22 protein-coding genes are annotated in these 20884 nt (G+C 73.0%); 10 read left to right on the forward strand and 12 right to left on the reverse strand.

The features are described from left to right. Positions 1–31 precede the first annotated feature (31 nt). Positions 32–325: a hypothetical protein gene (locus tag ACFVGW_RS21200; RefSeq protein WP_385853128.1), complete on the reverse strand. Its 294-nt coding sequence runs from the start codon at positions 323–325 to the stop codon at positions 32–34. A 140-nt stretch (positions 326–465) separates the two neighbouring features. Between ACFVGW_RS21200 and ACFVGW_RS21205 the strand changes: the two genes are divergently transcribed. Then, positions 466–1503, forward strand: a complete 1038-nt coding sequence (locus ACFVGW_RS21205) for an NUDIX domain-containing protein (protein WP_385853086.1) — start codon at positions 466–468, stop codon at positions 1501–1503. Positions 1504–1583: 80 nt separating this feature from the next. Here the strand turns inward: ACFVGW_RS21205 and ACFVGW_RS21210 are convergent, their stop codons facing one another. Then, positions 1584–2264, reverse strand: coding sequence for an MBL fold metallo-hydrolase (locus ACFVGW_RS21210; RefSeq protein WP_385853087.1), 681 nt, complete (start codon positions 2262–2264; stop codon positions 1584–1586). Between the two features lie 69 nt (positions 2265–2333). Beyond that, positions 2334–3698 carry a dipeptidase gene (locus ACFVGW_RS21215; protein ID WP_385853088.1) on the reverse strand — a complete coding sequence of 455 codons (1365 nt, stop codon included), beginning with the start codon at positions 3696–3698 and terminating at the stop codon, positions 2334–2336. A 157-nt stretch (positions 3699–3855) separates the two neighbouring features. On the opposite strand from ACFVGW_RS21215, the gene ACFVGW_RS21220 reads away from it, so the two are divergent. Then, on the forward strand, positions 3856–5331 hold the full coding sequence (locus tag ACFVGW_RS21220; RefSeq protein ID WP_385853089.1) for a geranylgeranyl reductase family protein: 1476 nt from the start codon (positions 3856–3858) through the stop codon (positions 5329–5331). Here the strand turns inward: ACFVGW_RS21220 and ACFVGW_RS21225 are convergent. Continuing rightward, complete coding sequence (locus ACFVGW_RS21225; protein ID WP_385853090.1) at positions 5315–5776, reverse strand: nitroreductase family deazaflavin-dependent oxidoreductase; 462 nt, start codon at positions 5774–5776, stop codon at positions 5315–5317. The two genes, ACFVGW_RS21220 and ACFVGW_RS21225, sit on opposite strands and share 17 nt — an antisense overlap. 146 nt (positions 5777–5922) lie before the next feature. Here ACFVGW_RS21225 and ACFVGW_RS21230 point away from each other — a divergent pair, with 146 nt between their 5' ends. The 3 genes from ACFVGW_RS21230 (at position 5923) to ACFVGW_RS21240 (ending at position 8624) form a co-directional block, all read left to right on the forward strand. Next, a complete protein-coding gene (locus ACFVGW_RS21230) occupies positions 5923–6624 on the forward strand; it encodes a TetR/AcrR family transcriptional regulator (protein WP_385853091.1) in 702 nt (233 codons plus the stop codon). A 99-nt stretch (positions 6625–6723) separates the two neighbouring features. Continuing rightward, positions 6724–7962 (forward strand): sensor histidine kinase, encoded by a 1239-nt coding sequence (locus ACFVGW_RS21235; protein WP_385853092.1) that lies wholly within the window; start codon positions 6724–6726, stop codon positions 7960–7962. Continuing rightward, positions 7959–8624 carry a response regulator gene (locus tag ACFVGW_RS21240; protein WP_385853093.1) on the forward strand — a complete coding sequence of 222 codons (666 nt, stop codon included), beginning with the start codon at positions 7959–7961 and terminating at the stop codon, positions 8622–8624. The genes ACFVGW_RS21235 and ACFVGW_RS21240 overlap by 4 nt, the downstream gene beginning before the upstream one ends. Positions 8625–8658: 34 nt before the next feature. Here ACFVGW_RS21240 and ACFVGW_RS21245 read toward each other — a convergent pair whose 3' ends face one another. From ACFVGW_RS21245 to ACFVGW_RS21255, 3 genes are read right to left on the reverse strand one after another with little or no spacing between them, the layout of a single operon-like run. Next, positions 8659–9417: a maleylpyruvate isomerase family mycothiol-dependent enzyme gene (locus tag ACFVGW_RS21245; RefSeq protein ID WP_385853125.1), complete on the reverse strand. Its 759-nt coding sequence runs from the start codon at positions 9415–9417 to the stop codon at positions 8659–8661. A gap of 47 nt (positions 9418–9464) precedes the next feature. Then, on the reverse strand, positions 9465–10682 hold the full coding sequence (locus tag ACFVGW_RS21250; protein WP_385853094.1) for an MFS transporter: 1218 nt from the start codon (positions 10680–10682) through the stop codon (positions 9465–9467). Positions 10683–10714: 32 nt separating this feature from the next. Continuing rightward, a complete protein-coding gene (locus ACFVGW_RS21255) occupies positions 10715–11356 on the reverse strand; it encodes an endonuclease (RefSeq protein WP_385853095.1) in 642 nt (213 codons plus the stop codon). Positions 11357–11440: 84 nt separating this feature from the next. On the opposite strand from ACFVGW_RS21255, the gene ACFVGW_RS21260 reads away from it, so the two are divergent. Further along, a complete protein-coding gene (locus ACFVGW_RS21260; RefSeq protein ID WP_352187568.1) occupies positions 11441–12667 on the forward strand; it encodes an ROK family protein in 1227 nt (408 codons plus the stop codon). A 100-nt stretch (positions 12668–12767) separates the two neighbouring features. On the opposite strand, the gene ACFVGW_RS21265 is transcribed toward ACFVGW_RS21260, so the two are convergent. Both ACFVGW_RS21265 and ACFVGW_RS21270 read right to left on the reverse strand, forming a co-directional pair. Continuing rightward, positions 12768–13352, reverse strand: coding sequence for a DUF4865 family protein (locus ACFVGW_RS21265; RefSeq protein WP_385853096.1), 585 nt, complete (start codon positions 13350–13352; stop codon positions 12768–12770). Positions 13353–13417: 65 nt separating this feature from the next. Beyond that, positions 13418–13981 (reverse strand): TetR/AcrR family transcriptional regulator, encoded by a 564-nt coding sequence (locus ACFVGW_RS21270; protein ID WP_385853097.1) that lies wholly within the window; start codon positions 13979–13981, stop codon positions 13418–13420. Positions 13982–14151: 170 nt separating this feature from the next. Between ACFVGW_RS21270 and ACFVGW_RS21275 the strand changes: the two genes are divergently transcribed. From ACFVGW_RS21275 to ACFVGW_RS21285, 3 genes are read left to right on the forward strand one after another with little or no spacing between them, the layout of a single operon-like run. Then, the gene (locus ACFVGW_RS21275) at positions 14152–14433 is read left to right on the forward strand and encodes an SHOCT domain-containing protein (RefSeq protein WP_385853098.1); all 282 of its coding nucleotides are present in this window, start codon (positions 14152–14154) and stop codon (positions 14431–14433) included. Beyond that, positions 14430–15227 carry an ABC transporter ATP-binding protein gene (locus tag ACFVGW_RS21280; RefSeq protein ID WP_385853099.1) on the forward strand — a complete coding sequence of 266 codons (798 nt, stop codon included), beginning with the start codon at positions 14430–14432 and terminating at the stop codon, positions 15225–15227. Before ACFVGW_RS21275 ends, ACFVGW_RS21280 begins: the two co-directional genes overlap by 4 nt. Continuing rightward, the gene (locus ACFVGW_RS21285; RefSeq protein WP_385853100.1) at positions 15224–17776 is read left to right on the forward strand and encodes an ABC transporter permease; all 2553 of its coding nucleotides are present in this window, start codon (positions 15224–15226) and stop codon (positions 17774–17776) included. Before ACFVGW_RS21280 ends, ACFVGW_RS21285 begins: the two co-directional genes overlap by 4 nt. A 117-nt stretch (positions 17777–17893) precedes the next feature. Here the strand turns inward: ACFVGW_RS21285 and ACFVGW_RS21290 are convergent, their stop codons facing one another. Then, positions 17894–18493, reverse strand: coding sequence for an ATP-binding protein (locus ACFVGW_RS21290; RefSeq protein ID WP_383223450.1), 600 nt, complete (start codon positions 18491–18493; stop codon positions 17894–17896). Between the two features lie 206 nt (positions 18494–18699). Further along, entirely contained in the window at positions 18700–19059 is a 360-nt protein-coding gene (locus ACFVGW_RS21295; protein WP_383288575.1) for a hypothetical protein, read from the reverse strand. Between the two features lie 176 nt (positions 19060–19235). Between ACFVGW_RS21295 and ACFVGW_RS21300 the strand changes: the two genes are divergently transcribed. Then, a complete protein-coding gene (locus ACFVGW_RS21300; protein ID WP_385853101.1) occupies positions 19236–20372 on the forward strand; it encodes a PLP-dependent cysteine synthase family protein in 1137 nt (378 codons plus the stop codon). Here ACFVGW_RS21300 and ACFVGW_RS21305 read toward each other — a convergent pair. Next, entirely contained in the window at positions 20332–20832 is a 501-nt protein-coding gene (locus tag ACFVGW_RS21305; RefSeq protein ID WP_383288581.1) for an SRPBCC family protein, read from the reverse strand. The genes ACFVGW_RS21300 and ACFVGW_RS21305 overlap by 41 nt on opposite strands. Between the last annotated feature and the right edge of the window lie 52 nt (positions 20833–20884).

Consider the following 20884-nt stretch of genomic DNA (forward strand, 5'->3'; position numbering starts at 1 on the left):
CGGGCAGCCGGTGGCCGCGCTCCACGCGCCGTCAGATCCTCGCCACCGTCGTCGTTCTCGCCGCATGCCCGGCAGCCGGCGGCGGTGTCGGCGAGGGTACGGCCCTGGTCGGCGTCCCCGCCCTCACCACGGCCTCCACCGAGTGCGCCGCTCTCACCCTCTCCGGCGTCCTCTGCTCCACGATGACCAGAAACGCGTCCGAATCGAGGTCCATCACGACCTCCGCGGGGAGCCCCTCGTCGCGGCGCGCGCTCGCGAACTCCTCGGCGGGCCAGCTGCCCCGTGGCCCTCCGGCGGGAAACCTCTGCAATACCGTACGGCTCATCTCCGCACCCCCTTGCCTCGCCGGTCCAACGAGAGTCCGTGCCGAAGTGTTACGCAGACCCCCGCACGCCCGTTCGCGCGGGGGTTTCCATGGCAGGGTGTTGCGGGCAAGCCACTGTGGGCTACCGAAGAGGGGGAATCGTGATCGTCTGGATCAACGGTGCGTTCGGCGCGGGCAAGTCCAGCACCGCGCGCGAGCTGGTCGAGCTGATCCCGAACAGCACGCTGTACGACCCCGAGCTCACCGGCGGAGGGCTGTACTGCCTGCTGCCGCGGAAGCGGCTCGACGAGGTCGACGACTTCCAGGACCTGCCGATCTGGCGCCGCCTGGTGGTCGACACGGCCGCCGCCCTGCTCGCCGAGGTCGGCGGAGTCCTCGTCGTCCCCATGACGCTGACGCGACAGGAGTACCGCGACGAGATCTTCGGCGGTCTCGCGGCGCGGCGGATCGAGGTGCGCCATGTGGTGCTCGTCCAAGATGAAACGATCCTGCGGACCCGGATCGACGGTCGCGCGGCGCACGACGAGGACCTGGAGGGGGCCGAGCGCGCCCGCCAGTGGTGCCACGACCACGTCGAACCTTTCCGCGCCGCCCTCGACTGGCTCTCCGCCGACGCCTTCACCGTCGACAACACGACCCTCACGCCCGCCGGGACCGCGGCCGCCGTCGTCGAGGCCATGCGCGCCGGCCTCGCCGCTCCCTGCGGCATCGTGCAGACCCCCGAACCCACCGGTGAGACGCTGGCCGCGGGGGTGCTCCTCTTCGACGAACACGACCGCTTCCTTCTCGTCGACCCCACCTACAAGCCGGGCTGGGAGTTCCCCGGCGGCGTCGTCGAACCCGGCGAGCCGCCCGCCCGCGCGGGAATGCGCGAGGTCGCCGAGGAGATAGGCATAGAACTCGACGTCGTACCACGGCTGTTGCTGGTCGACTGGGAACGCCCGCAGCCGCCCGGCTACGGCGGCCTGCGTCTCCTCTTCGACGGCGGCCTGCTGCCCACGGCCGAGGCGGACCGGCTCCTGCTGCCCGGCGCCGAGCTGCGCGGCTGGCGGTTCGTGACGGAGGACGAGGCCGCCGAACTGCTGCCGCCGGTCCGCTACCGCCGCCTCCGCTGGGCCCTCCGCGCCCGGGAGAGAGGCACGGTGCTCAACCTGGAGGCGGGCGTCCCCGTCGGCTGACGCGAACAACGTCCGGGCTCCAGGTGGCCCGGTTCCGGCGAGGCCCGGGCCCCAGGTGGCCCGGCCCTCGCCGGGCGCCGCTAGCGGGCCGCTTCCGCCAACTGGCGGGCGGTGTCGCTCGTCACCGGGGCGCCGTGGCCGCAGCACAGGACCGACGGCTTCAGTTCGGCGAGACGGCGCATCGACTCCATGGCCCGCTCGCGGTCCACATGCATCACACCGAAGGTCACACCCTGCACCGAGGCCACCGTGTCGCCGGCGAACAGGACTCCGTGCTCCGGCAGATGGACCGCGATCGAACCGGGCGTGTGCCCCGGGATGTGGACAGCCACCGCCCCGTCGCCGAATCCCAGCTCCTCGCCGTCCTCCACCTCGTGGTCGACCCGCGTGGGCGGCGCCTCCGGCACGGTCAGACCGTTCTCGTGCAGCGGGATCTCCCAGTCGAGCAGGTCGGGTTCGGGAACGGGGACCTCGCCCCGGATCAGCGGCGCGTCGAGGCGGTGGGCCAGGATCCGCGCGCCGAAGCGGTCGGCCACCTCCTGTGCCGAGCCCACGTGGTCGCGGTGGCCGTGGGTGAGCACGATCCGGCGGATACGGGCCGGGTCCAGGCCCGCTCCCCGTATCGCCGTCCCGATCTCGTCCGCCGAGCCCGCCCATCCGGCGTCGATCAGGGTCAACTCCTCGTCGTCCCGCCACAGATAGGCCTGGCCGATGGAGAAGTGGAGCATGTGCAGCCGAGGCGTGATCTCGATGAAGTCCATACGGCGAACCTACGTATCCACGCAGGTCCGCCGTACGGTTCTACGCTCTCGGCGAGCTTCGCCGAACGCTTAACCCTGCTTCGAGCGGGCGTAGTTCACGAGGAAGTGCGCCTCCGCCACCGCGAGGCGCTCCAGCTCCTCCGGCGACACCGACTCGTTCACCGCGTGGATCTGTGCCTCCGGCTCGCTCAGACCGATGAGCAGGATCTCCGCCTCGGGGTAGAGCGAGGCCAGCGTGTTGCAGAGCGGAATCGAGCCGCCCATGCCGGAGGTCTGCATCTCCTGCCCGGGGTACGCCACCGCCATCGCCTCCGCCATCGAGACGTACGCCGGGCTGGTCACGTCCGCCCGGAACGCCTGGCCCTGGCCGACCTGCTCGAAGGAGACCCGGGCGTTCCACGGCACACGCTTCTCGATGTGCGCGTACAGCAGCTTCGTCGCCTCGGCCGCGTCCTGGCCCGGCGGCACGCGCAGGCTGATCTGCGCCCGCGCCGTAGACGGGATCGACGGCGTCGCGCCCGCCACCGGGTGGCAGTCGATGCCGATGACGGTGACGGCCGGACGGGCCCAGAGACGGTCGGCAACCGTGCCGGTGCCCGGCAGCCCGACGCCCGCCAGAACCTTCGCGTCCGCGCGGAAGTCGTCTTCCGGGTACTGCAGGCCCTCCCACACCGCGTCCGCGGGCAGACCGTCGATGACCGTCGAACCGTCCTCCGCGCGCAGGGTGTCCAGAACGCGGATCAGCGCCGCCAGCGCGTCCGGAGCGGCGCCGCCGAACATGCCGGAGTGCAGGTTGCCTTCGAGCGTGTCGATCTGGACGCGAATCATGGTCATGCCGCGCAGGGTCGCGGTGACCGTCGGCAGACCGAGCCGGAAGTTGCCGGTGTCGCCGATCACGATGGCGTCGGAGGTGAGGAGTTCGGGGTGCGCCTCCGCGTACCGCTCCAGACCGCCCGTGCCCTGCTCCTCCGAACCCTCCACGATCATCTTGACCGTGACGGGCACACCGCCGTTCGCCTTCAGGGCGCGCAGCGCGAGCAGGTGCATGATGAACCCGCCCTTGCAGTCGGCCGCGCCCCGCCCGTACCAGCGGCCGTCCCGCTCCGTCAGGACGAACGGCGGGGTGATCCAGGCCGACTCGTCCAGCTTCGGCTGCACGTCGTAGTGCGCGTAGAGGAGGACGGTCGGCGCCCCGGCCGGGCCCGGCAGTACGCCGTACACCGACTGCGAACCGTCGGGGGTGTCGAGCAGCGCCACGTCCTGGAAGCCCTCGCCGCGCAGCGCGTCCGCCACCCAGTTCGCCGCGCCCTCGCACTCGCTCCGCGGAGCCACGGCCTCGTCCGCCACCGACTCGAAGGCCACGAGCTCCGTGAGCTCCGCCTTGGCGCGGGGCATCAGCTCTGCGACGGTCTCGGCGATCGGATTCGCGGTCATGGGCACGCTCCTGGTGGGTGCGACGTTGTCAGGATGTTGCCGTATGTCGGTGGTACGGCGAACGTATCGCCGATCCTACGGCGCGGGCCCCCGAGGGCGGCGCCGTAGGATGCCCGAAGAGTTGGATCAACGTCCGGATCAGGAGCAGAAGCCCATCGTGAGCAGCGAGAACGCAGACGCCGAAGAGGTACGTGCGGAAGAGTCGGAGGAGGCCGCGACCGTGTGGGACGTGGTGGTCGTCGGTGCCGGCCCGGCGGGCGCTTCGGCGGCGTACGCGGCCGCGGTCGCCGGCCGCCGGGTGCTGCTCCTGGAGAAGGCCGAACTGCCGCGGTACAAGACCTGCGGCGGCGGCATCATCGGCCCCTCGCGGGACGCGCTGCCGCCCGGCTTCGAACTGCCCCTGCAGGACCGGGTGCACGCCGTCACCTTCTCCCTGAACGGCCGGTTCGCGCGGACGCGCCGTTCGCGCCGGATGCTCTTCGGCCTGATCAACCGGCCCGAGTTCGACGCCGGTCTCGTCGAGCAGGCGCAGAAGGCGGGAGCGGAGCTCCGTACGGGTGTCACCGTCTCCCGGGTCGAGCAGCACGGTCCGGCCGTGCCCGACCGGCGCACGGTCGCCGTCGTGCTCGCGGACGGCGAGACGGTGCTGGCCAGGGCGGTCGTCGGCGCCGACGGCAGCGCGGGCCGGATAGGAGCCCATGTCGGGGTGAAGCTCGACCAGGTGGACCTCGGCCTGGAGGCGGAGATCCCGGTTCCGGCGTCGGTGGCCGAGGACTGGAAGGGGCGGGTCCTGATCGACTGGGGCCCGATGCCCGGCAGCTACGGCTGGGTCTTCCCCAAGGGCGAGACCCTCACCGTCGGCGTCATCTCGGCGCGCGGCGAGGGCGCGGCCACCAAGCGCTATCTGGAGGACTTCATCGCGCGGCTCGGGCTCGCGGGCTTCGAGCCGGAGATCTCCTCCGGGCATCTGACGCGCTGCCGGAGCGACGACTCGCCGCTCTCGCGCGGCCGCGTGCTCGTCTGCGGTGACGCCGCCGGCCTGCTGGAGCCGTGGACGCGGGAGGGCATCTCCTTCGCGCTGCGCTCGGGCCGGCTCGCGGGAGAGTGGGCGGTACGGATCGCCGAGGCGAACGACGCGGTCGACGCGCGGCGGCAGGCGCTGAACTACGCCTTCGCCATCAAGGCGGGGCTGGGCGTCGAGATGGCGGTCGGGCGGCGGATGCTCGCGCTGTTCGAGCGCCGGCCGGGGCTGCTGCACGCGACGATCACGGGTCTCCGCCCGGCCTGGAACGCGTTCGCGGACATCACCCGGGGCTCGACCACACTGGCCGGTCTGGTCCGCTCGAACGGGATCGCGCGACGGACGCTGGACGTCCTGGACCGCCGGATGGGACCGATGGACGGGACGACGCTGCGGGGAGTCGCACGGTCCGTGCCGTCACCGGCGCCGGCCGAGCTGCCGGACGGGACGGGTGAGCCGGGCAGCGCCGACGTGCCGGGCTCCCGGGACGCGACGGACGCGGCGGCCGCGACGGGCACGGCGGAGACGACGGACGCGACGGACGCGACGGACGCGACGGACGCGACAGACACGACGGACGCGACGGACTCCGGGGTCACGCGGTCCGAGTGATCCGGAAGACCGGGTGCTTGGGGGCGATCGCGCGCAGTTCGGCGTCCGTCGAGTCGGGGCCGACCCCGCCGAAGAAGATGCCGACCTCCGCCTTCCACCGCTTCAGGTAGGCGCGGAGCAGCGCGGGCTTCTCGTCGTCGGACAGCTCGACGGCGGTGAAGGGCTGCACGTGCTTGCCCAGGCGCAGCTCGCCGCCGCCGGCCGCGCGCATGTTGTGGGTCCACTGGACGTGGCCGCGCGGCGCCACCAGGTACTCGGCGCCGTCCAGGGTCAGCAGGTTGACGGGGGTGGTGCGCCACTCGCCGCTCTTGCGGCCCCGGACGGCGAGGACGCGGGAGCCCCAGATGCTGATGCCCCGGCGGGTCAGCCAGGCGACGCTCCGGTTCATCACGTTCACCGTGAACCAGCCGGGCTTCATGACGTGGGCGTGGGGCTGAGCGGACATCGCATCCTCCAAGTGAAACTGTGAGCACTGCTCTCGCTTGAGATCAGTGTGCACGTGTCGGCGTTCCAAAGCAAGAGCACTGCTCTCTTTTCTCTCCACCGCTCTCGTTTCAGTGCAGTGCTCCGAAAGGTGGCACACTGAACTCCATGACCAGCGTCCAAGGAGCCCGCGCCCGCGCCCGGATCGAGATCACCGCCGCCATCAAGGACGAGGCCCGCAGGCAGCTCGCCGCCGAAGGCGCCGCCAAGCTGTCCCTGCGTGCCGTCGCCCGCGAGGTCGGCATGGTGTCGTCCGCGCTCTACCGCTACTTCCCCAGCCGCGACGACCTGCTCACCGCCCTCATCGTCGACGCGTACGACGCGGTCGGCACGGCCGCCGAGCAGGCGCTCGGCGCTCCGGGCCCAGGAAGGGCGGACCACCTCGCCCGCTGGACGGCCGTCTGCCGAGCCGTTCGTGCCTGGGCCCTCGCCCACCCCCACGAGTACGCCCTGATCTACGGCTCCCCGGTCCCCGGCTACTCCGCCCCGCAGGACACCATCGGCCCCGCCTCACGCGTCGCCCTCGTCCTGATCGGTATCGTCCGCGACGCCTACGCCGCCGACGGCGTCGCCCCGCCGCCGGTCCCCGAGGGCCTGCGACCCGAGGCGGAGCGGATGGCCGCCGACTTCGCCCCCGATCTGCCGCCCGCCCTCGCCGTCGCGATGGTCGCCGTCTGGTCGCAGCTCTTCGGGCTGGTCTCCTTCGAGGTGTTCGGCCAGTTCAACCGGGTCGTCGAGGACCGTGAGCCCTTCTTCACCGCGGCCGCCGGTCGTCTGGGCCGCGACGTCGGCCTCCTGCCCCGCCCGTAGCGGCCCCGGCGCCGGGCAGCACGTACTCCCGCGGGAGTAGGCGGGATCGCCCCGCCCGGCTGACGACCCCGCGGCCCCGGCGCGTCTAGCGTGGCGAGCATGGACGAACAGCGCAGAGACGGGTACGGCGGTCCGCCCCGGGAGCGGGGCGCGTCCGGCGGGCCGCCCTGGGCGCTGCGCTGGGCCGACCGCGACCCGGCCGCCGGCCTGCCCTGGCGGTCGACCCTCCTCCTCGCGGTCTTCGTGACGGTCGGTTCCGGTTTCGCGGCGCGCAACCAGCCCGACCGGGAGTCGCTGGACGCCCTCGGCCGCGCGCTGCTCCTCCTCGGCGCCGCGCTGCTCCTTCTGCGCCACCGCCACCCCGTTCCCGTCGTCTTCGGGACGGCGGCGGTCACCCTCGGCTACTTCGCCGCCGGATACCCGTACGGCCCGGTCTTCCTCCTCATCGCCGTCGCCTGCTACGCGGCGATCGTCCAGGGGCACCGGCGCGCCGCCTGGTGGGCGCTGGGGCTGCTCTGGCTGGGGCATCTGCTGTTCGCCCACTGGCTGTACGCCCACCTCCCGCCCGACGGCGACTCCGCCGCGCCCTGGGGCCAGGAGATCCCCGTCGCCTGCTTCGTCGTCGCGATCCTCGCCGTCTCCGAGACGGTCCGCGTCCGTCGCGAGCAGTGGGCGCAGCAGCGCGCCGAACGCGCCGCGGCCGAACGGCGCCGCGCCGACGAGGAACGCCTGCGGATCGCCCGTGAACTGCACGACGTCCTCGCCCACTCGATCTCCGTCATCAACGTGCAGGCAGGCGTCGGCCTCGCCCTGCTCGACACCGACCCCGAGCAGGCCCGCACCGCTCTCACCACCATCAAGGCGGCCAGCAAGGAAGCGCTGGGCGAGGTTCGCCAGGTGCTCGACACCCTGCGCGCCCCGGGCGAGGCCCCGCGCACGCCCGCACCCGGCCTCGACCGGCTCCCGGAGCTCGTCGACCAGGCGGCGTCCGCGGGTCTGGCCGTGGAGACCTCGACCGAGGGCGAGCCCGTGGCGCTGCCGCCCGGCGCCGATCTCGCCGCCTTCCGGATCGTGCAGGAGGCGTTGACCAACGTGGTCCGCCACTCGGGGTCGCGCGCCGCGCGTGTCCTCGTCCTGTACCGGCCCGGCGCCGTGGAGCTCCGTGTCGACGACGACGGACCGGCGACCGGCGGCGATGCGGGCGGCAGCGGCAACGGACTCGCCGGAATGCGGGAGCGGGCCGGGGCGCTCGGTGGCACGATCGAGGCGGGCACCCGCCAGGACGGCGGATTCCGGGTACGCGCCGTCCTTCCCGCCCGGCCGAAGGAGACCCCGTGATCCGTGTGCTGCTCGCAGACGACCAGTCGCTGGTACGGGCGGGGTTCCGTGCGCTCCTCGACGCGCAGCCGGACATCGAGGTGGCGGGCGAGGCGGCCGACGGCGAGGCGGCGGCGGCCATGACCCGTGAACTGCGCCCGGACGTCGTCCTCATGGACATCCGGATGCCGCTGCTCGACGGCCTCGCCGCCACCCGCAGGATCACCGGCGATCCCGGCCTCGGAGCGGTGAAGGTGGTGATGCTGACGACGTTCGAGCTCGACGAGTACGTCTTTGAAGCCATCCGCTCGGGTGCCTCGGGGTTCCTCGTCAAGGACACCGAACCGGAGGAGCTGCTGCGGGCCGTCCGGGCCGTCGTCCACGGCGACGCCCTGCTCTCGCCGGGTGTGACGCGGCGGCTCATCGCGGAGTTCGCGGCGCGCTCGAAGCCCCCGGCGGAGCTCGCCGGCCTCGACGGACTCACCGAGCGGGAGCGGGAGGTGATGGCCCTGGTCGGCATCGGCCTGTCGAACGAGGAGATCGCCCGGCGCCTCGTGGTCAGCCCGCTGACCGCGAAGACGCACGTGAGCCGCGCCATGGTGAAGCTCGGAGCCCGCGACCGCGCCCAACTGGTCGTCCTCGCCTACGAGTCGGGCCTGGTGCGCCCCGGCTGGCTGGGCTGACGCCGCCGTACCGGGGCCGGCCGCGGCGCCGCCGTCACGACCAGGAGATCGCCGACTGCTCGCGCCAGAGCCTGGCGAGCGACGCGTCGCCCGCCACGGTCACGTCCCCCTCGGGGAGGCGGTTCCAGAGCGTCAGGTACAGCCGGTCGGCGGGGCCGCTCAGCTCGCAGTCGGTGGTGACCCCCGGCTCCTCCTTGCCCCGCTCCGCGCGCGGCGGCTCCGGTGACAGCCGTACGGTCCACACGTCACCGGTGTCCGTGGCCCGGACGCCCAGGATCCGCGGCTCCGGAGTCCTCACCCGGCTGCGCTCACGGGAGTGGAAGGAGAACAGCAGCTCGTCGATCCCGTCCGCGGCGAGTGCCGGGTGCACCGGCCCGGGGCGCCCGGACGGCCGCAGGGCGGACTCGGCGTCCGCGCGGTGCACGGCCGTCTCGTGCGCCTGCCGCCGCGCCCAGAAGGCCAGTGGGGAGGGAGCGGGCAGGAACGTCCAGCACTCCAGGGACCCGGGCGCCGCCCGCAAGGCGTCGACGAGGCGGGTGTGGCCCTCACGGAAATGGGCGAGGAGCGCCTCGCCGTCGAGATCGGGCTCGCCGCCGTCGGGGCGGTAGGAGGTGTGGCCCTCGGCGACGAAACCCGTCGCCCAGCGGTGCACCATCGTCGTGTGCCTCAGGAGGTCCCGTACCCGCCAGCCCGGGCAGGTCGGCACCTCCGCGTCCGTACCCGCCTCGGCCGCGGCGTCCGCCAGCATCCGGCCCGCCGCGTCCAGTTCCCTGATGTGCTCGTCGATCGTCATGGTCCCCATGAGGCGGATTCTGCCCCGTACTCCGGACTCCCGTCCCGTCAGCCGGACGTCGGGGCCTGGACGTTCCGGGCGGCGTAACCGATCACCGCGGCGCCCGCGGCGAGGACGGCGACCGTGGTGAGGGCGACGGGCAGCGAGAACCAGTCGGCCAGGAAGCCGATCGACGGCGGGCCGAGCAGCATGCCCCCGTAGCCGAGGGTGGAGGCCGTGGCGACCCCGCTGGGTCCGGCGAGCGCGCCCGCCCGGGCCACGGCGACGGGGAAGATGTTGGCCAGGCCGAGCCCGGTCACCGCGAAGCCGAGCAGGGCGGCCCAGACGTTCGGGGCGAGGGCGCCGAGCAGCATGCCGGCGGCGGCCGTCGCCCCGCCCGCGACGAGGGTGCGGGTTTGGCCGAGCCGTTCGAGCAGCGCCGTGCCCGACAGCCTGCCGGCGGTCATCGTCAGCGCGAAGAGCGCGTAGCCGGAGGCGGCGATGCCGGGGTGTGCGTCGAGGTCCTGCTCCAGGTGGAGCGCTCCCCAGTCGGCCAGAGCGCCCTCGCCGTACGCCGTGCAGAGCGCGATCACCCCGAAGACGACGACGAGCCCGCGCGAGCCGGCCCTGCTCCGGGTCCGGCCGGCGGCCGGGGCCGCCTCCGGCGGTGCGGGGGACGGGTGCCGGAGCAGTACGGGGCCGGCCGCGGCCGTCAGCAGAAGCCCGGCGACCGTCAGGCCGAGGAGATGCGCCGTGGGGGAGAGGCTCCCGGCCACGAGCCCGCCGAGACCCGCGCCGAGCATCCCGCCGAGGCTGAACGCCGCGTGGAAGGAGGGCATCACGGGGCGGCGCAGTGCCGCGACGAGGTCGACGGCGGCGCTGTTCATGGCCACGTTGATACCGCCGTACGCCGCGCCGAAGACGAGCAGCACGAGGCCCAGGGCGAGCGGGGAGCGGGTGAGCGCGGGCAGGGCGATGGAGAGGGAGAGCAGGACGGCGGTGGCGACGGTGACGGCGTGGCTGCCGTGGCGCCGGCAGAGCCGCCCGGTCAGGGTCATGGTGACCACGGCTCCCGCGGACACGCCGAGAAGCGCGAGGCCGAGGTCGCTTGCGGAGGCGCCGGTCTGCTGCTTGATGGCCGGGATGCGGACCACCCAGCCGGCGAAGAGGAAGCCGTCGAGGGCGAAGAAGAGGGTGAGGGCGGTGCGGAGGCGGGACAGGGAGGGGGCGGTGTCTCCGCCAGGTCCCCCCGGAACGGCCGTCCGTACTTTGTTTAGTAGCGGCACAAACTCAGGATAGGGGTCCGCCGGTACGGATTTCAACCGGAGTCCGTGCGAGCCCGGCCCACCGAGGCACGGACCAGGGCCGCCGTCACGGCCGGAAGCTCGTCACGGGGCACCAGCCGGGCGAGCGCGACGGGATCGGTGGGCAGGCCGGTGCGGCGGGCGCCCTCCAGGACGCGATCGTCGAGGTAGGGGGCCAGTTCCGGCCAGATTCCCTGCGCTTCGCGGAGGAAGATGTCGGCACCCGCGGGACCGATACCGGGCATCTCCTGGAGCGCCTCGCGCATCGCCTCCGCGTCGCCGTGCGCCGACTCCCGCATCCGGCGCAGATCACCGCCGTACTTCCCCAGGACCAGCTCCGCCTCCTGGCCGAGCTGCGTCGCCGTCCGCTCGTCGTAGCGGCGGTAGCCGCCCTCGCCCAAAGCGTCCACACGCTGCTGCCAGGTCGCCTCGCGCATCCTCCGCGGGGTGCGCATCCCGGCCTCGAACAGCGCTCGGGCCGCCGCGACGGCCGTCGCCGCACGGATCCTGGCGCTCAGCAGATGGGCCAGGACCAGCAGCTGGTACAACGGCTGCGGGGTGTCCTTCAGCCGTATGCCGGCCTCCTGCGCGTACGTCCGGGAACTCCCGTCCTCCAGGAGCTCCCGCACACGGGCCGTCGTCGCGGTGCGCGTCATGGCACCTCCCGATTCCGCCGCGCCGCTACCCGCCCTCGGACCGCGCAAACGGGTGCACCGCCCGATCATGGGAGACTCGCCCACATGAACGGCAAGGCGACCACGACCAAGACACGGCTGGACAGAGGGCGCGGCGCGCTCGGGCCCGCGCTGGAACTGGTGCACACGGGCCGTGCGCCGACCCGTGCCGTGCTCACCGCCGAACTGGGCGTCACCCGCGCCACGGCCGGTGCCGTCGCCGCCGAACTCGAAGCGCTCGGCCTCATCCGCGTCGACTCCAACCCCGGCGCCGCAGCCGGGTCCCAGGGCCGCCCCTCGCACCGGCTCGCCGTCGACGAGAAGGGCCCCGTCGCCCTCGCCGCCCAGGTCCACGCCGACGGCTTCCGCGCGGCGCTCGTCGGGCTCGGCGGCACGATCGTCGCCACCGCACCCGGCTGCGTCACCGTCTCCGCCGACCCCGCGCAGGTCCTCGGCGCCGTCGTCGACGCCGGCGCCGCCCTGCTCCGTGAGAGCGGGCGCCGCTGCGTGGGAGCCGGTCTCGCCGCCCCCTCGGCGGTCGCCGAGCCCGAAGGCACCGCCCTCAACCCGCTCCACCTCGCCTGGCCGGCCGGAGCGCCCGTACGGGAGATCTTCGCCGAGCGCGTACGGGCCGCGGGCATCGAAGGCCCCGCCTTCACCGGCAACGACGTCAACCTCGCCGCCCTCGCCGAGCACCGCCACGGCGCCGGCCGCGGCGCCAGGGACCTGCTGTGCGTGGCCACCGGCCACCGGGGCGTCGGCGGCGCCCTCGTCCTCGACGGGCGCCTGCACACGGGCAGTTCGGGCCTCGCCCTGGAGGTCGGGCACGTCACGGTCAACCCCGAGGGCCGCCCCTGTCACTGCGGCAGCCGCGGCTGCCTCGACGTGGAGACCGACCCGCTCGCCTTCCTCACCGTGGCGGGCCGGGACCCGGGGCCGGAGGTGTCGCTGCTGCAGCAGTCCCGCGACCTGCTCCGCACCAGCCCCGACGACCCGGGGGTGCGCGTCGCGACGGAGGAGCTGATCGACCGTCTGGGCCTCGGCCTCGCGGGCCTGGTGAACATCCTCAACCCCGACCGGATCATCCTCGGCGGTCTGCACCGCGAACTGCTCGACGCCGACCCGGACCGCCTGCGCGCGGTCGTCGCCGACCGCAGCCTGTGGGGGCGCAGCGGCGGTGTACCGATCCTCGCCTGCACTCTCGACCACAACAGCCTGGTGGGCGCGGCGGAGCTGGCCTGGCAGCCGGTCCTGGACGACCCCCTGGCGGCCCTGGGCCGGCCGGTGATCTGACGCACGAGCCGGCCCGGCCGACCCTCGCCCGCCCGGCCGACCCTCGCCGGCCCGGCCGACCCTCGCCGGCCCGGCCGACCCTCGCCGGCCCGGCCGACCCTCATTCCGGTCGGCCGGCCAGTGACGCCCTCTCCGGCGCGGACACGTGCAGCACCTGGAAACGGTCGTCCGCTCCCGCCGGCGGCTCGGCGCCCTCCGCCCAGAGCGTGAAGAAGAGCAGTTCCCAGAGGCGGGGGTCGATCGCGAGCGCACTCGCCACCACGCCGTCCAGGCCCGCCACGCGCGCGTGGCGGGCGCGCGCCTCCGCCACGGCGTCGCCCGGCGCGTCGGAGTCCCCGAGCCGCTCCTTGCGGCGCGTCGCGGTGCGTGGCACCGCCGTGGCCGCCGGCCCCTCGTCGTACGCGAGTCCTGTCCAGTGCTGCACCACGGGCCGGCCGAAGTCGTTCACGATGCCCTGGAATCCGGGGCCCCAGAGGAAGGAGTTCATGCCTTCCGGCGCCGCCCAGAGGTAGAACGGCGCGTACTGGTCCACCGGCGACCCGTCCGCGCGCTCGCGGATCAGGTACGCCTTGAGGCCGAGCCCGGGGAAGTCGTCCAGCAGATGTCCCCTGGTCGCGACCCGCCTGCGGATGATCTCCATGTCGTAGTCGGCGGGGAGGGTGATCTCGTACTGCATGGCATGCATCGGGAGTCTCCGGTTCTCTGGTCCGCTCGGAAGGGGGTGGGCGCGGGCGCGGAGGAGGGACGTGCTCAGGCCGTACGGGACGACAGCAGCGCGAGCATGCCCCGCGCCGCCGCGTCGAAAGCGGCGGGGGAGCCGGAGGCGCGGGCGAGGACGTAGCCGCCCTGGACCGTCGCCACGATCGTGGCCGCCAGCTCGGCCGGGTCCAGGGGGCCCGTCAACTCGCCGCTGTCCAGACCCTCCTGCACGATCCCGGCCAGTCGGCCTCGCAGCCAGTCGAGGGTCTCGTCGACCGGGACGCGCAGTTCCCCGCTCCCCATGACGTCCGGGTCCATCGTCAGACGGCCGACCGGGCAGCCGCGCAACACCTCGCGCTCGCGCAGCAGATACGCCTCCACGCGCGCGTACGCCGTTCCGCCGCCGCTCAGGACCGACTCGGCCGTCGCCCGCATCTCCTCCGCCGTGCGACGGATCGCGGCCAGCGCCAGATCCGGCTTCCCGGCGAAGTGGTGGTACATGCTGCCCTGGCCCGCGCCGGCGGCCTGCTGGATCGCCTTGGGGCTCGTCCCCACGTATCCGCGCTCCCAGAGCAGCTCCCGGGTGGCCTCGATCAGTCGCTCGGACGTCGTCATACGGCGAGTGTACATACCAGTAGGTACAGAATCCCGAGTGCCCGGTGGGAGGCTCCGTACTCCCCACGTCGTACGGACGAAGCCGCTGGCTGTACGACGACCCGGACCCCCCTCGCGGGCGAGGCTCGAAGCATCGACACGCGATACACACGCACGAGGAGCTGAGAGCCATGAACACACTCGCCCACGCGGGCCCCGGACCGTGGGTCCTGTTCTTCCCCCTCGTCTGGGCGGCCGTGATCCTCACCGTGGTCACCGTGGTGCGCCGCACCGGATGGCGCGGCAGGCGCGGCCCCCGGCCCCGTCCCGCCCACGACGAGCAGTCGCCGATCACGCTCCTCGGCCACCGGTTCGCGGCGGGCGAGATCGACGAGGACGAGTACTGGCGCCGGCTGACGGTCCTGGAGGAGCAGTTCGGCCGCGCCACCGGACCCAAGGGGCGTGCGTCATGACGGGCACTGCCCCCGGTACCCTCCCGCGTACCGCCCGTACCGCCGCCCGGGTCGTGGACGCCGTCAAGATCTACGGCGGCGGGGACACCGAGGTCAGGGCCCTGGACGGGGTGAGCGTCGCCTTCCCGGCCGGCCGTTTCACCGCGATCATGGGCCCCTCGGGGTCCGGCAAGTCCACGCTCATGCACTGCGCCGCCGGCCTCGACACCCTCACCTCCGGCTCCGCGCTCATCGGCGACACCGATCTGTCCACGCTCGACGACCGGAGGCTGACGCTGCTGCGCCGTGAGCGGATCGGATTCGTCTTCCAGGCCTACAACCTGCTGCCCACACTCACCGTCGCCGAGAACATCACCCTTCCTCTCGACCTCGCCGGAAGCGCCGCGGACCGGGCGTGGCTGGACGCCCTCATCGACACCGTCGGGCTGCGCGACCGGCTGCACCACCGGCCCGGTCAGCTCTCCGGCGGCCAGCAGCAGCGCGTCGCCGTCGCCCGTGCCTTCGCCGGCACCCCCGACGTCGTCTTCGCCGACGAACCGACCGGCAACCTCGACTCGCGCTCCGGCGAGGAGGTGCTTCGGCTGCTCGGCCGGACCGTCCGGCAGACCGGCCGCACGGTCGTCATGGTCACGCACGACCCGGTCGCCGCGGCCCACGCCGACGAAGTGGTCTTCCTCGCCGACGGACGGCTCGTCGACCGTATGGCGGAGCCGACCACCGAACGCGTCCTCGACCGGATGAAGGCCTTCGACGGCAGGCCACGGACACGGACCGAGGGACCGGTGCCGTCATGAACGCCTCCCTCAGACTCAGCCTCTCCGGGCTGCGCGCCCACAAGCGGCGGTTCGTCGGCACCTTCACCGCGATCCTGCTCGGCGTCGCCTTCCTGACCGGCACCCTCGTCATGGGCGACACGCTGCGAGCGAGTTTCGACTCGCTCTTCGGCAACGCCACCAGTGGCACGGACGCCGTGGTGCGCAGTACGAGCGTCGTGACGGTCGAGGGGGAGAGCCAGGGCACCCGCCGCTCCGTCGAGGCCACGCTCGCCGACCGGATCACCCAGGTGCCCGGCGTCGCCGCGGCCGTTCCCCGGATCGAGGGCGCGGGCCAGCTGGTCGGTGCCGACGGTGAGCCGGTCGGCGGTCAGGGCCCGCCCACCCTCGCCGGATATTGGATCCAGGATCCAGAACTCAATCCGTACACCCTGGCCGAAGGCCGGGCGCCCGAGAGGTCCGGCGAGGTCGTCGTGAACCGGGGCGCCGCGAGGACGGGCGATCTGGCCGTAGGTGACTCGACGGTGCTGCGCACCCCCGACCCGGTGAAGGTCACCGTCGTGGGTCTGGCCACCTTCGGCGGTGAGGACGGGATGGGTCAGGTCACGTACACCGGCATGACCCGCGCCGACGCGGACAAGTACCTGACGCCCAAGCCCGGCGACGCGTCCGCCGTCCTCGTACGGGCCGCTCCCGGCACCTCGCAGCAGGAACTCGTCGACGCGCTCGCGCCCGTACTCCCCGACGGCACCGAGGCGATCACCGGAGAGCGGTCGGCGCAGGAGAACACCGACATGATCTCCGGTCAGTTCCTCACCCTCTTCACCACGTTCCTGCTGGTGTTCAGCGGGGTGGCGCTGCTGGTCTCCGTCTTCTCCATCCACAACACCTTCGCCATCGTCGTCGCCCAGCGAACGCGTGAGAACGCGCTGCTGCGCGCGCTCGGCGCCTCCCGCCGTCAGGTCGTCGGATCGACCCTCGTCGAGGCCGTGGCCGTCGGCATCGCCGCCTCCGCGGCCGGGCTCCTCGGCGGCATCGGCGTGGCGGCCGGACTCCAGGGACTCTTCCCGGCGATCGGCTTCCCCTTCCCCGAAGGAGCCCTGGTCATCAGCGGCCTCTCGCTGGTGCTGCCGTTCGTGGTCGGCCTGGTGGTCTGCGTCGGCTCCGCCCTGCTGCCCGCCGTGAAGGCGGGGCGGACGGCGCCGCTCGCCGCGCTGCGTGAGACCGCCGTGGACGAGTCGGGCGCCTCGCGCGCCCGGGCGCTGTCCGGCGTCGGGCTGCTGCTCGCCGCCGTCGCCGTGGTGCTCACCGGAGTCCTCGCCGCCCCGTCCCTCTGGCTCGCCTCCGCCGGCGCCGTGCTCGCGCTCGCCGCGTTCGTCGTCCTCGGCCCGGTGGCCGCCTCGTACGCCGTACGGATCCTCGGCGGGCCGCTCCGCGGGGTCAACCGGGCGCTCGCGCGGCGCAACGCCCTCCGCAGCCCCAGGCGGACCGCCGCGACCGCCACCGCGCTGATGATCGGCGTCGCCGTCGTCTCGCTCTTCACGGTCTTCGGTGCCTCGCTGAAGGCGACCATGGACCAGACGGTCTCGCGGTCGTTCGCCGGTGACGTCGCCGTCAGCACGCCCGCCTTCGGCGCCGGTGGCAGCGGGCTCAGCCCGCGGCTCGCCCCGGCGCTCGCCGAACTGCCCCAGGTGGAGACGGCCGTCGGGCTCGGCCAGGGCGTGGCGGAGGTGGACGGCGAGGGCCGGGCCCTGACCGTCACCGACCCGACCGCCCTCGCCCGCTCCTTCGACCTCGGAGACGTCCAGGGCTCGCTGGACGGACTCGGCGCGGACGGCATCGCCGTCGCCGACGCGGAGGCGGACAAGTCCGGTCTCGCGCCTGGCAGCACGACCGAACTCGCCTTCACCGACGGCAGCCGGCACACCTTCACGGTCAAGGCCGTCTACGGGCAGTCCGAACTGGCCGGGGACTACGTCGTCACGCGGGAGGCATGGGCGCCGCACCGCACCCAGGACTCCGACACGCTCGTCGCCGTCACCTTCGCGGACGGTGTCTCCGCGGAGGACGGCAGGGCTGCGGTGGAGGACGTCACCGCGGCGTACGGCAACCCGGAGGTGCAGACGCGGGACGAGTACGCCGAATCCTCGGCCGGCGGCATCGACATGATGCTCACCCTCGTCTACGCACTGCTCGCGCTCGCCGTCCTGATCGCGCTGCTCGGGATCGCCAACACCCTGACCCTCGCGGTCCACGAGCGCACCCGCGAACTGGGCCTGCTGCGCGCGGTCGGCCAGACCCGGGCCCAGCTCAAGGCCATGGTGCGCTGGGAGTCCGTCCTGGTCGCGGCCTTCGGTACGGTCGGTGGCCTCGCGCTCGGGGGCTTCCTCGGCTGGGTCCTGGTCAAGGCCTCCGACGGGGCGAGCGACAGCGCGTTCGCCTTCGCCGTACCTCCGGCACAGCTCGTGATCGTCGCCCTGGTCGGCCTGGCCGCGGGCGTGGTGGCTGCCTGGCGCCCGGCGCGGCGGGCGGCCCGCCTGGACGTGCTGCGGGCGATCGCGACCGAGTGACACCGAGGTCGGATCCGGTACACCCGTTCGCGCCTATCGGATCCAATATCCATGATCCATGATCCGATATCCAGGATCTGATATCCAGAATCCGATCTCCGCCCCGCGGTCGTCCGCTCAGCCCGCCAGGGCCGAACGGGCGGCCGCCGGGGTACGGACCGGCGCCTGGGACGCGCCGAAGGGGACGCCCTCCAGACTCGTGGCGTGCGCACCGCGGAAGCGGGTGTGGCCGGCGAACGGGCCGTCGGTGGTCGCGCCGTACACGGCGTGCGAGCGCGCCGGCACGGCGACCGCGGGCAGGGGCGCCGGCAGGGTGAACCAGACGATCTTGCCGCTGTCGTGCGGACGGATGCCCCAGCTCTCGCTGACGGCCTCGATGATGGCCAGGCCGCGCCCCGAGGTGGCGAACTCCTCGACGTTGTCGGGGTTCGTGCGCCCCGAGCGGCAGTCGACGTCCGGTATCCGCGGGTCGTGGTCATGGACCGAGACGGTGAGACGATCGAGCAGCAGCTCGATCTCGACGGTGCACATCTTGTCCGGCTGTGCGTGCCGGTGAACATTGGTCAGCAGCTCGGTGACGCCGAGCGCCGCATGGTCGATCAAGGCATCGAGATGCCAGTAGCGCAGATGCGCCGATACGATCCTGCGGACCTGACCGATCCGCGACGGCAGGGCCTGGAGCTCCACCGTGCAGTGCCTGCTTGGCTCGCTGATCACGGCTGCGACTCCCCGAAGTTGAGGTCCGGAAGAAGACGAGATTCGGATCTGACATGCGTACAGCAGGGCGGCGGGCTGGATCACAGCGTCACCGCCGGTGAACCCTCAGTGAGGTGGTTTCCAGGGTGAACCAGTGGTGACGGGCCCGCAACTCGCGGAGACCTTCCGCAGGTCACCGGCGTCTCGGTGCCTCGAAGGCGCCGTCGTCAACGCCTGGCCGCCCGCTTCAGGGCTTCGAGGAAGCCCCCCGGCCCGGACGCCCGGTCGCGCGGCCCGCGGGCGGGGCCGTCCATGGTCAGCCGGTAGCGCGTGCCGTTCACGGTCGCGACCGTCTCGTCAGGCTTCGCGAACCAGGGGCGCCCGGCCCGCACCGACGTCACGGGGGCGCTGTCGATCTCGCTGCCGTAACTCGTCAAGAGGGACAGTCGGCCGTCCTCGATCCGGACCTCGCCGGCCCGGGTCAACGACCGCGGCCAGCGCTCGATCCGTACGCCCGTGGCCGTGAACTCAGGCTTCGCCGTCCCGGGCTCCGTCGCCTCGGGCCAGGACGCCTCGCGCTCCGCCATCTCGATCCGCCCCCTTCGCACCGGTTGTTCCCTCCAGTGTGCCGGGCGGGCCGCGACGGCACCAGAGCCCCCTGCTGCAAGGGACTCCTATGGACCCCCAAAGCGAACGTTTGTGCAGGTGAGGGAGTTATCGTCGGGAGTGGGGGATCTGCTGGGCCGGACGAGGAGAAGCACCTGTGAGCACCACGGAGAAGACGACGCGAGCCTCGGTCGCGGTCGCGACCGTCGACATCGACCACAGCGACCCGGCGTACCGCGCCTGGCTGAAAGACGCGGTACGGAAGGTGCAGGCCGACGCCAACCGCTCCGCCGACACCCATCTGCTGCGCTTCCCGCTGCCCGACTCGTGGGGCATCGACCTCTACCTCAAGGACGAGTCGACCCACCCCACGGGCAGCCTCAAGCACCGCCTCGCCCGCTCCCTCTTCCTCTACGGTCTGTGCAACGGCTGGATCAGGCCCGGCAAGCCCGTCATCGAGGCCTCCAGTGGTTCGACCGCCGTCTCCGAGGCGTACTTCGCCAAGCTGATCGGCGTGCCCTTCATCGCCGTGATGCCCCGCACGACGAGCGCCGAGAAGTGCCGGCTGATCGAGTTCCACGGCGGGCAGTGTCACTTCGTCGACGACTCCCGCACGATGTACGAGGAGTCCGCGGCCCTCGCCGAGCGGACCGGCGGGCACTACATGGACCAGTTCACGTACGCCGAGCGGGCCACCGACTGGCGCGGGAACAACAACATCGCCGAATCGATGTACCAGCAGCTCAGGCTGGAGCGCTACCCCGAGCCCGCGTGGATCGTCGCCACGGCCGGCACCGGCGGCACGTCCGCCACGATCGCCCGGTACGTGCACTACATGCAGCACGACACCCGTATCTGCGTCGCCGACCCGGAGAACTCCTGCTTCTTCGACGGCTGGACGAAGAACGACCCCGACGCGACCTCCGACTGCGGCTCGCGCATCGAGGGCATCGGCAGACCCCGGATGGAGCCCAGCTTCGTGCCCGGCGCCATCGACCGGATGATGAAGGTCCCGGACGCCGCGAGCGTGGCCGCCGTCCGCGCCCTGGAGGGCGCCATCGGCCGCAAGGCGGGCGGCTCCACCGGCACGGGCCTGTGGAGCGCGCTGAAGATCGTCGCCGAGATGGTCGAACAGGGCCGCACCGGCAGCGTCGTGACGCTGATCTGCGACCCGGGCGACCGCTACCTCGACAAGTACTACTCCGACGCCTGGCTGGCCGGACAGGGCCTGGACATCGCGCCGTACGCCGCCGCTATCGACCGGTTCCTGGAGACGGGTGTCTGGCCGGAGTGAGCCGCACGTCGAGGCGGCGCATCGCGTCGCGGAAGGACCTGCCCACGCCCGGGCGGGCCAGTCGCATCGCGAACAGGTACGGCGCCGTGCCGTCGACCGCCATCGTCCAGCGGACCCGGGTCCCCGGGCCGGCGGGGGAGAGGGCCCAGTCCTCCACCATGGCGGCGACGCCCGGTGCGTTGGTCTCGTCGATGCGGTACGCGTAGCGCGTGTCCGGGTCGTGGGCGAGGATCGTCTCCTGGAACACGACCCCGCCCCGCAGCCGGACCGAGCGACCCGTGCCGCCGCCGGTCGGGGCCGCGGAGGCGACCGCCCTGAACCAGGAGGGCATGGAGCCCAGTTCCACCGCGAGCGAGCGGAACACGGCGGAGGGCGGCGCCGCCAGATCGGCCGTGAACACCAGCCGTACGGGCGCGGTCGCGGCGAAGTCGAGCTCCACGAGCCTGAGTCGGTGTGTCATGGACCGTCCCTCCCGGAGCGGGGATCTGAGGCCCGCACACCCTAACTGACGT

This window comes from Streptomyces sp. NPDC127129, from assembly GCF_042671585.1.
Lineage (GTDB): Bacteria > Actinomycetota > Actinomycetes > Streptomycetales > Streptomycetaceae > Streptomyces.

Excerpts from the sequence above, each read along its gene's own strand:
- ACFVGW_RS21215 (WP_385853088.1), bottom strand. The coding sequence starts at position 3,698 with ATGACCGCGAATCCGATCGCCGAGACCGTCGCAGAGCTGATGCCCCGC.
- ACFVGW_RS21265 (WP_385853096.1), bottom strand. The coding sequence starts at position 13,352 with ATGCATGCCATGCAGTACGAGATCACCCTCCCCGCCGACTACGACATG.
- ACFVGW_RS21230 (WP_385853091.1), top strand. The coding sequence starts at position 5,923 with ATGACCAGCGTCCAAGGAGCCCGCGCCCGCGCCCGGATCGAGATCACC.
- ACFVGW_RS21270 (WP_385853097.1), bottom strand. The coding sequence starts at position 13,981 with ATGACGACGTCCGAGCGACTGATCGAGGCCACCCGGGAGCTGCTCTGG.
- ACFVGW_RS21275 (WP_385853098.1), top strand. The coding sequence starts at position 14,152 with ATGAACACACTCGCCCACGCGGGCCCCGGACCGTGGGTCCTGTTCTTC.
- ACFVGW_RS21260 (WP_352187568.1), top strand. The coding sequence starts at position 11,441 with ATGAACGGCAAGGCGACCACGACCAAGACACGGCTGGACAGAGGGCGC.
- ACFVGW_RS21200 (WP_385853128.1), bottom strand. The coding sequence starts at position 325 with ATGAGCCGTACGGTATTGCAGAGGTTTCCCGCCGGAGGGCCACGGGGC.
- ACFVGW_RS21255 (WP_385853095.1), bottom strand. The coding sequence starts at position 11,356 with ATGACGCGCACCGCGACGACGGCCCGTGTGCGGGAGCTCCTGGAGGAC.
- ACFVGW_RS21280 (WP_385853099.1), top strand. The coding sequence starts at position 14,430 with ATGACGGGCACTGCCCCCGGTACCCTCCCGCGTACCGCCCGTACCGCC.
- ACFVGW_RS21285 (WP_385853100.1), top strand. The coding sequence starts at position 15,224 with ATGAACGCCTCCCTCAGACTCAGCCTCTCCGGGCTGCGCGCCCACAAG.
- ACFVGW_RS21225 (WP_385853090.1), bottom strand. The coding sequence starts at position 5,776 with ATGTCCGCTCAGCCCCACGCCCACGTCATGAAGCCCGGCTGGTTCACG.
- ACFVGW_RS21295 (WP_383288575.1), bottom strand. The coding sequence starts at position 19,059 with ATGGCGGAGCGCGAGGCGTCCTGGCCCGAGGCGACGGAGCCCGGGACG.
- ACFVGW_RS21305 (WP_383288581.1), bottom strand. The coding sequence starts at position 20,832 with ATGACACACCGACTCAGGCTCGTGGAGCTCGACTTCGCCGCGACCGCG.
- ACFVGW_RS21245 (WP_385853125.1), bottom strand. The coding sequence starts at position 9,417 with ATGACGATCGACGAGCACATCAGGGAACTGGACGCGGCGGGCCGGATG.
- ACFVGW_RS21235 (WP_385853092.1), top strand. The coding sequence starts at position 6,724 with ATGGACGAACAGCGCAGAGACGGGTACGGCGGTCCGCCCCGGGAGCGG.
- ACFVGW_RS21210 (WP_385853087.1), bottom strand. The coding sequence starts at position 2,264 with ATGGACTTCATCGAGATCACGCCTCGGCTGCACATGCTCCACTTCTCC.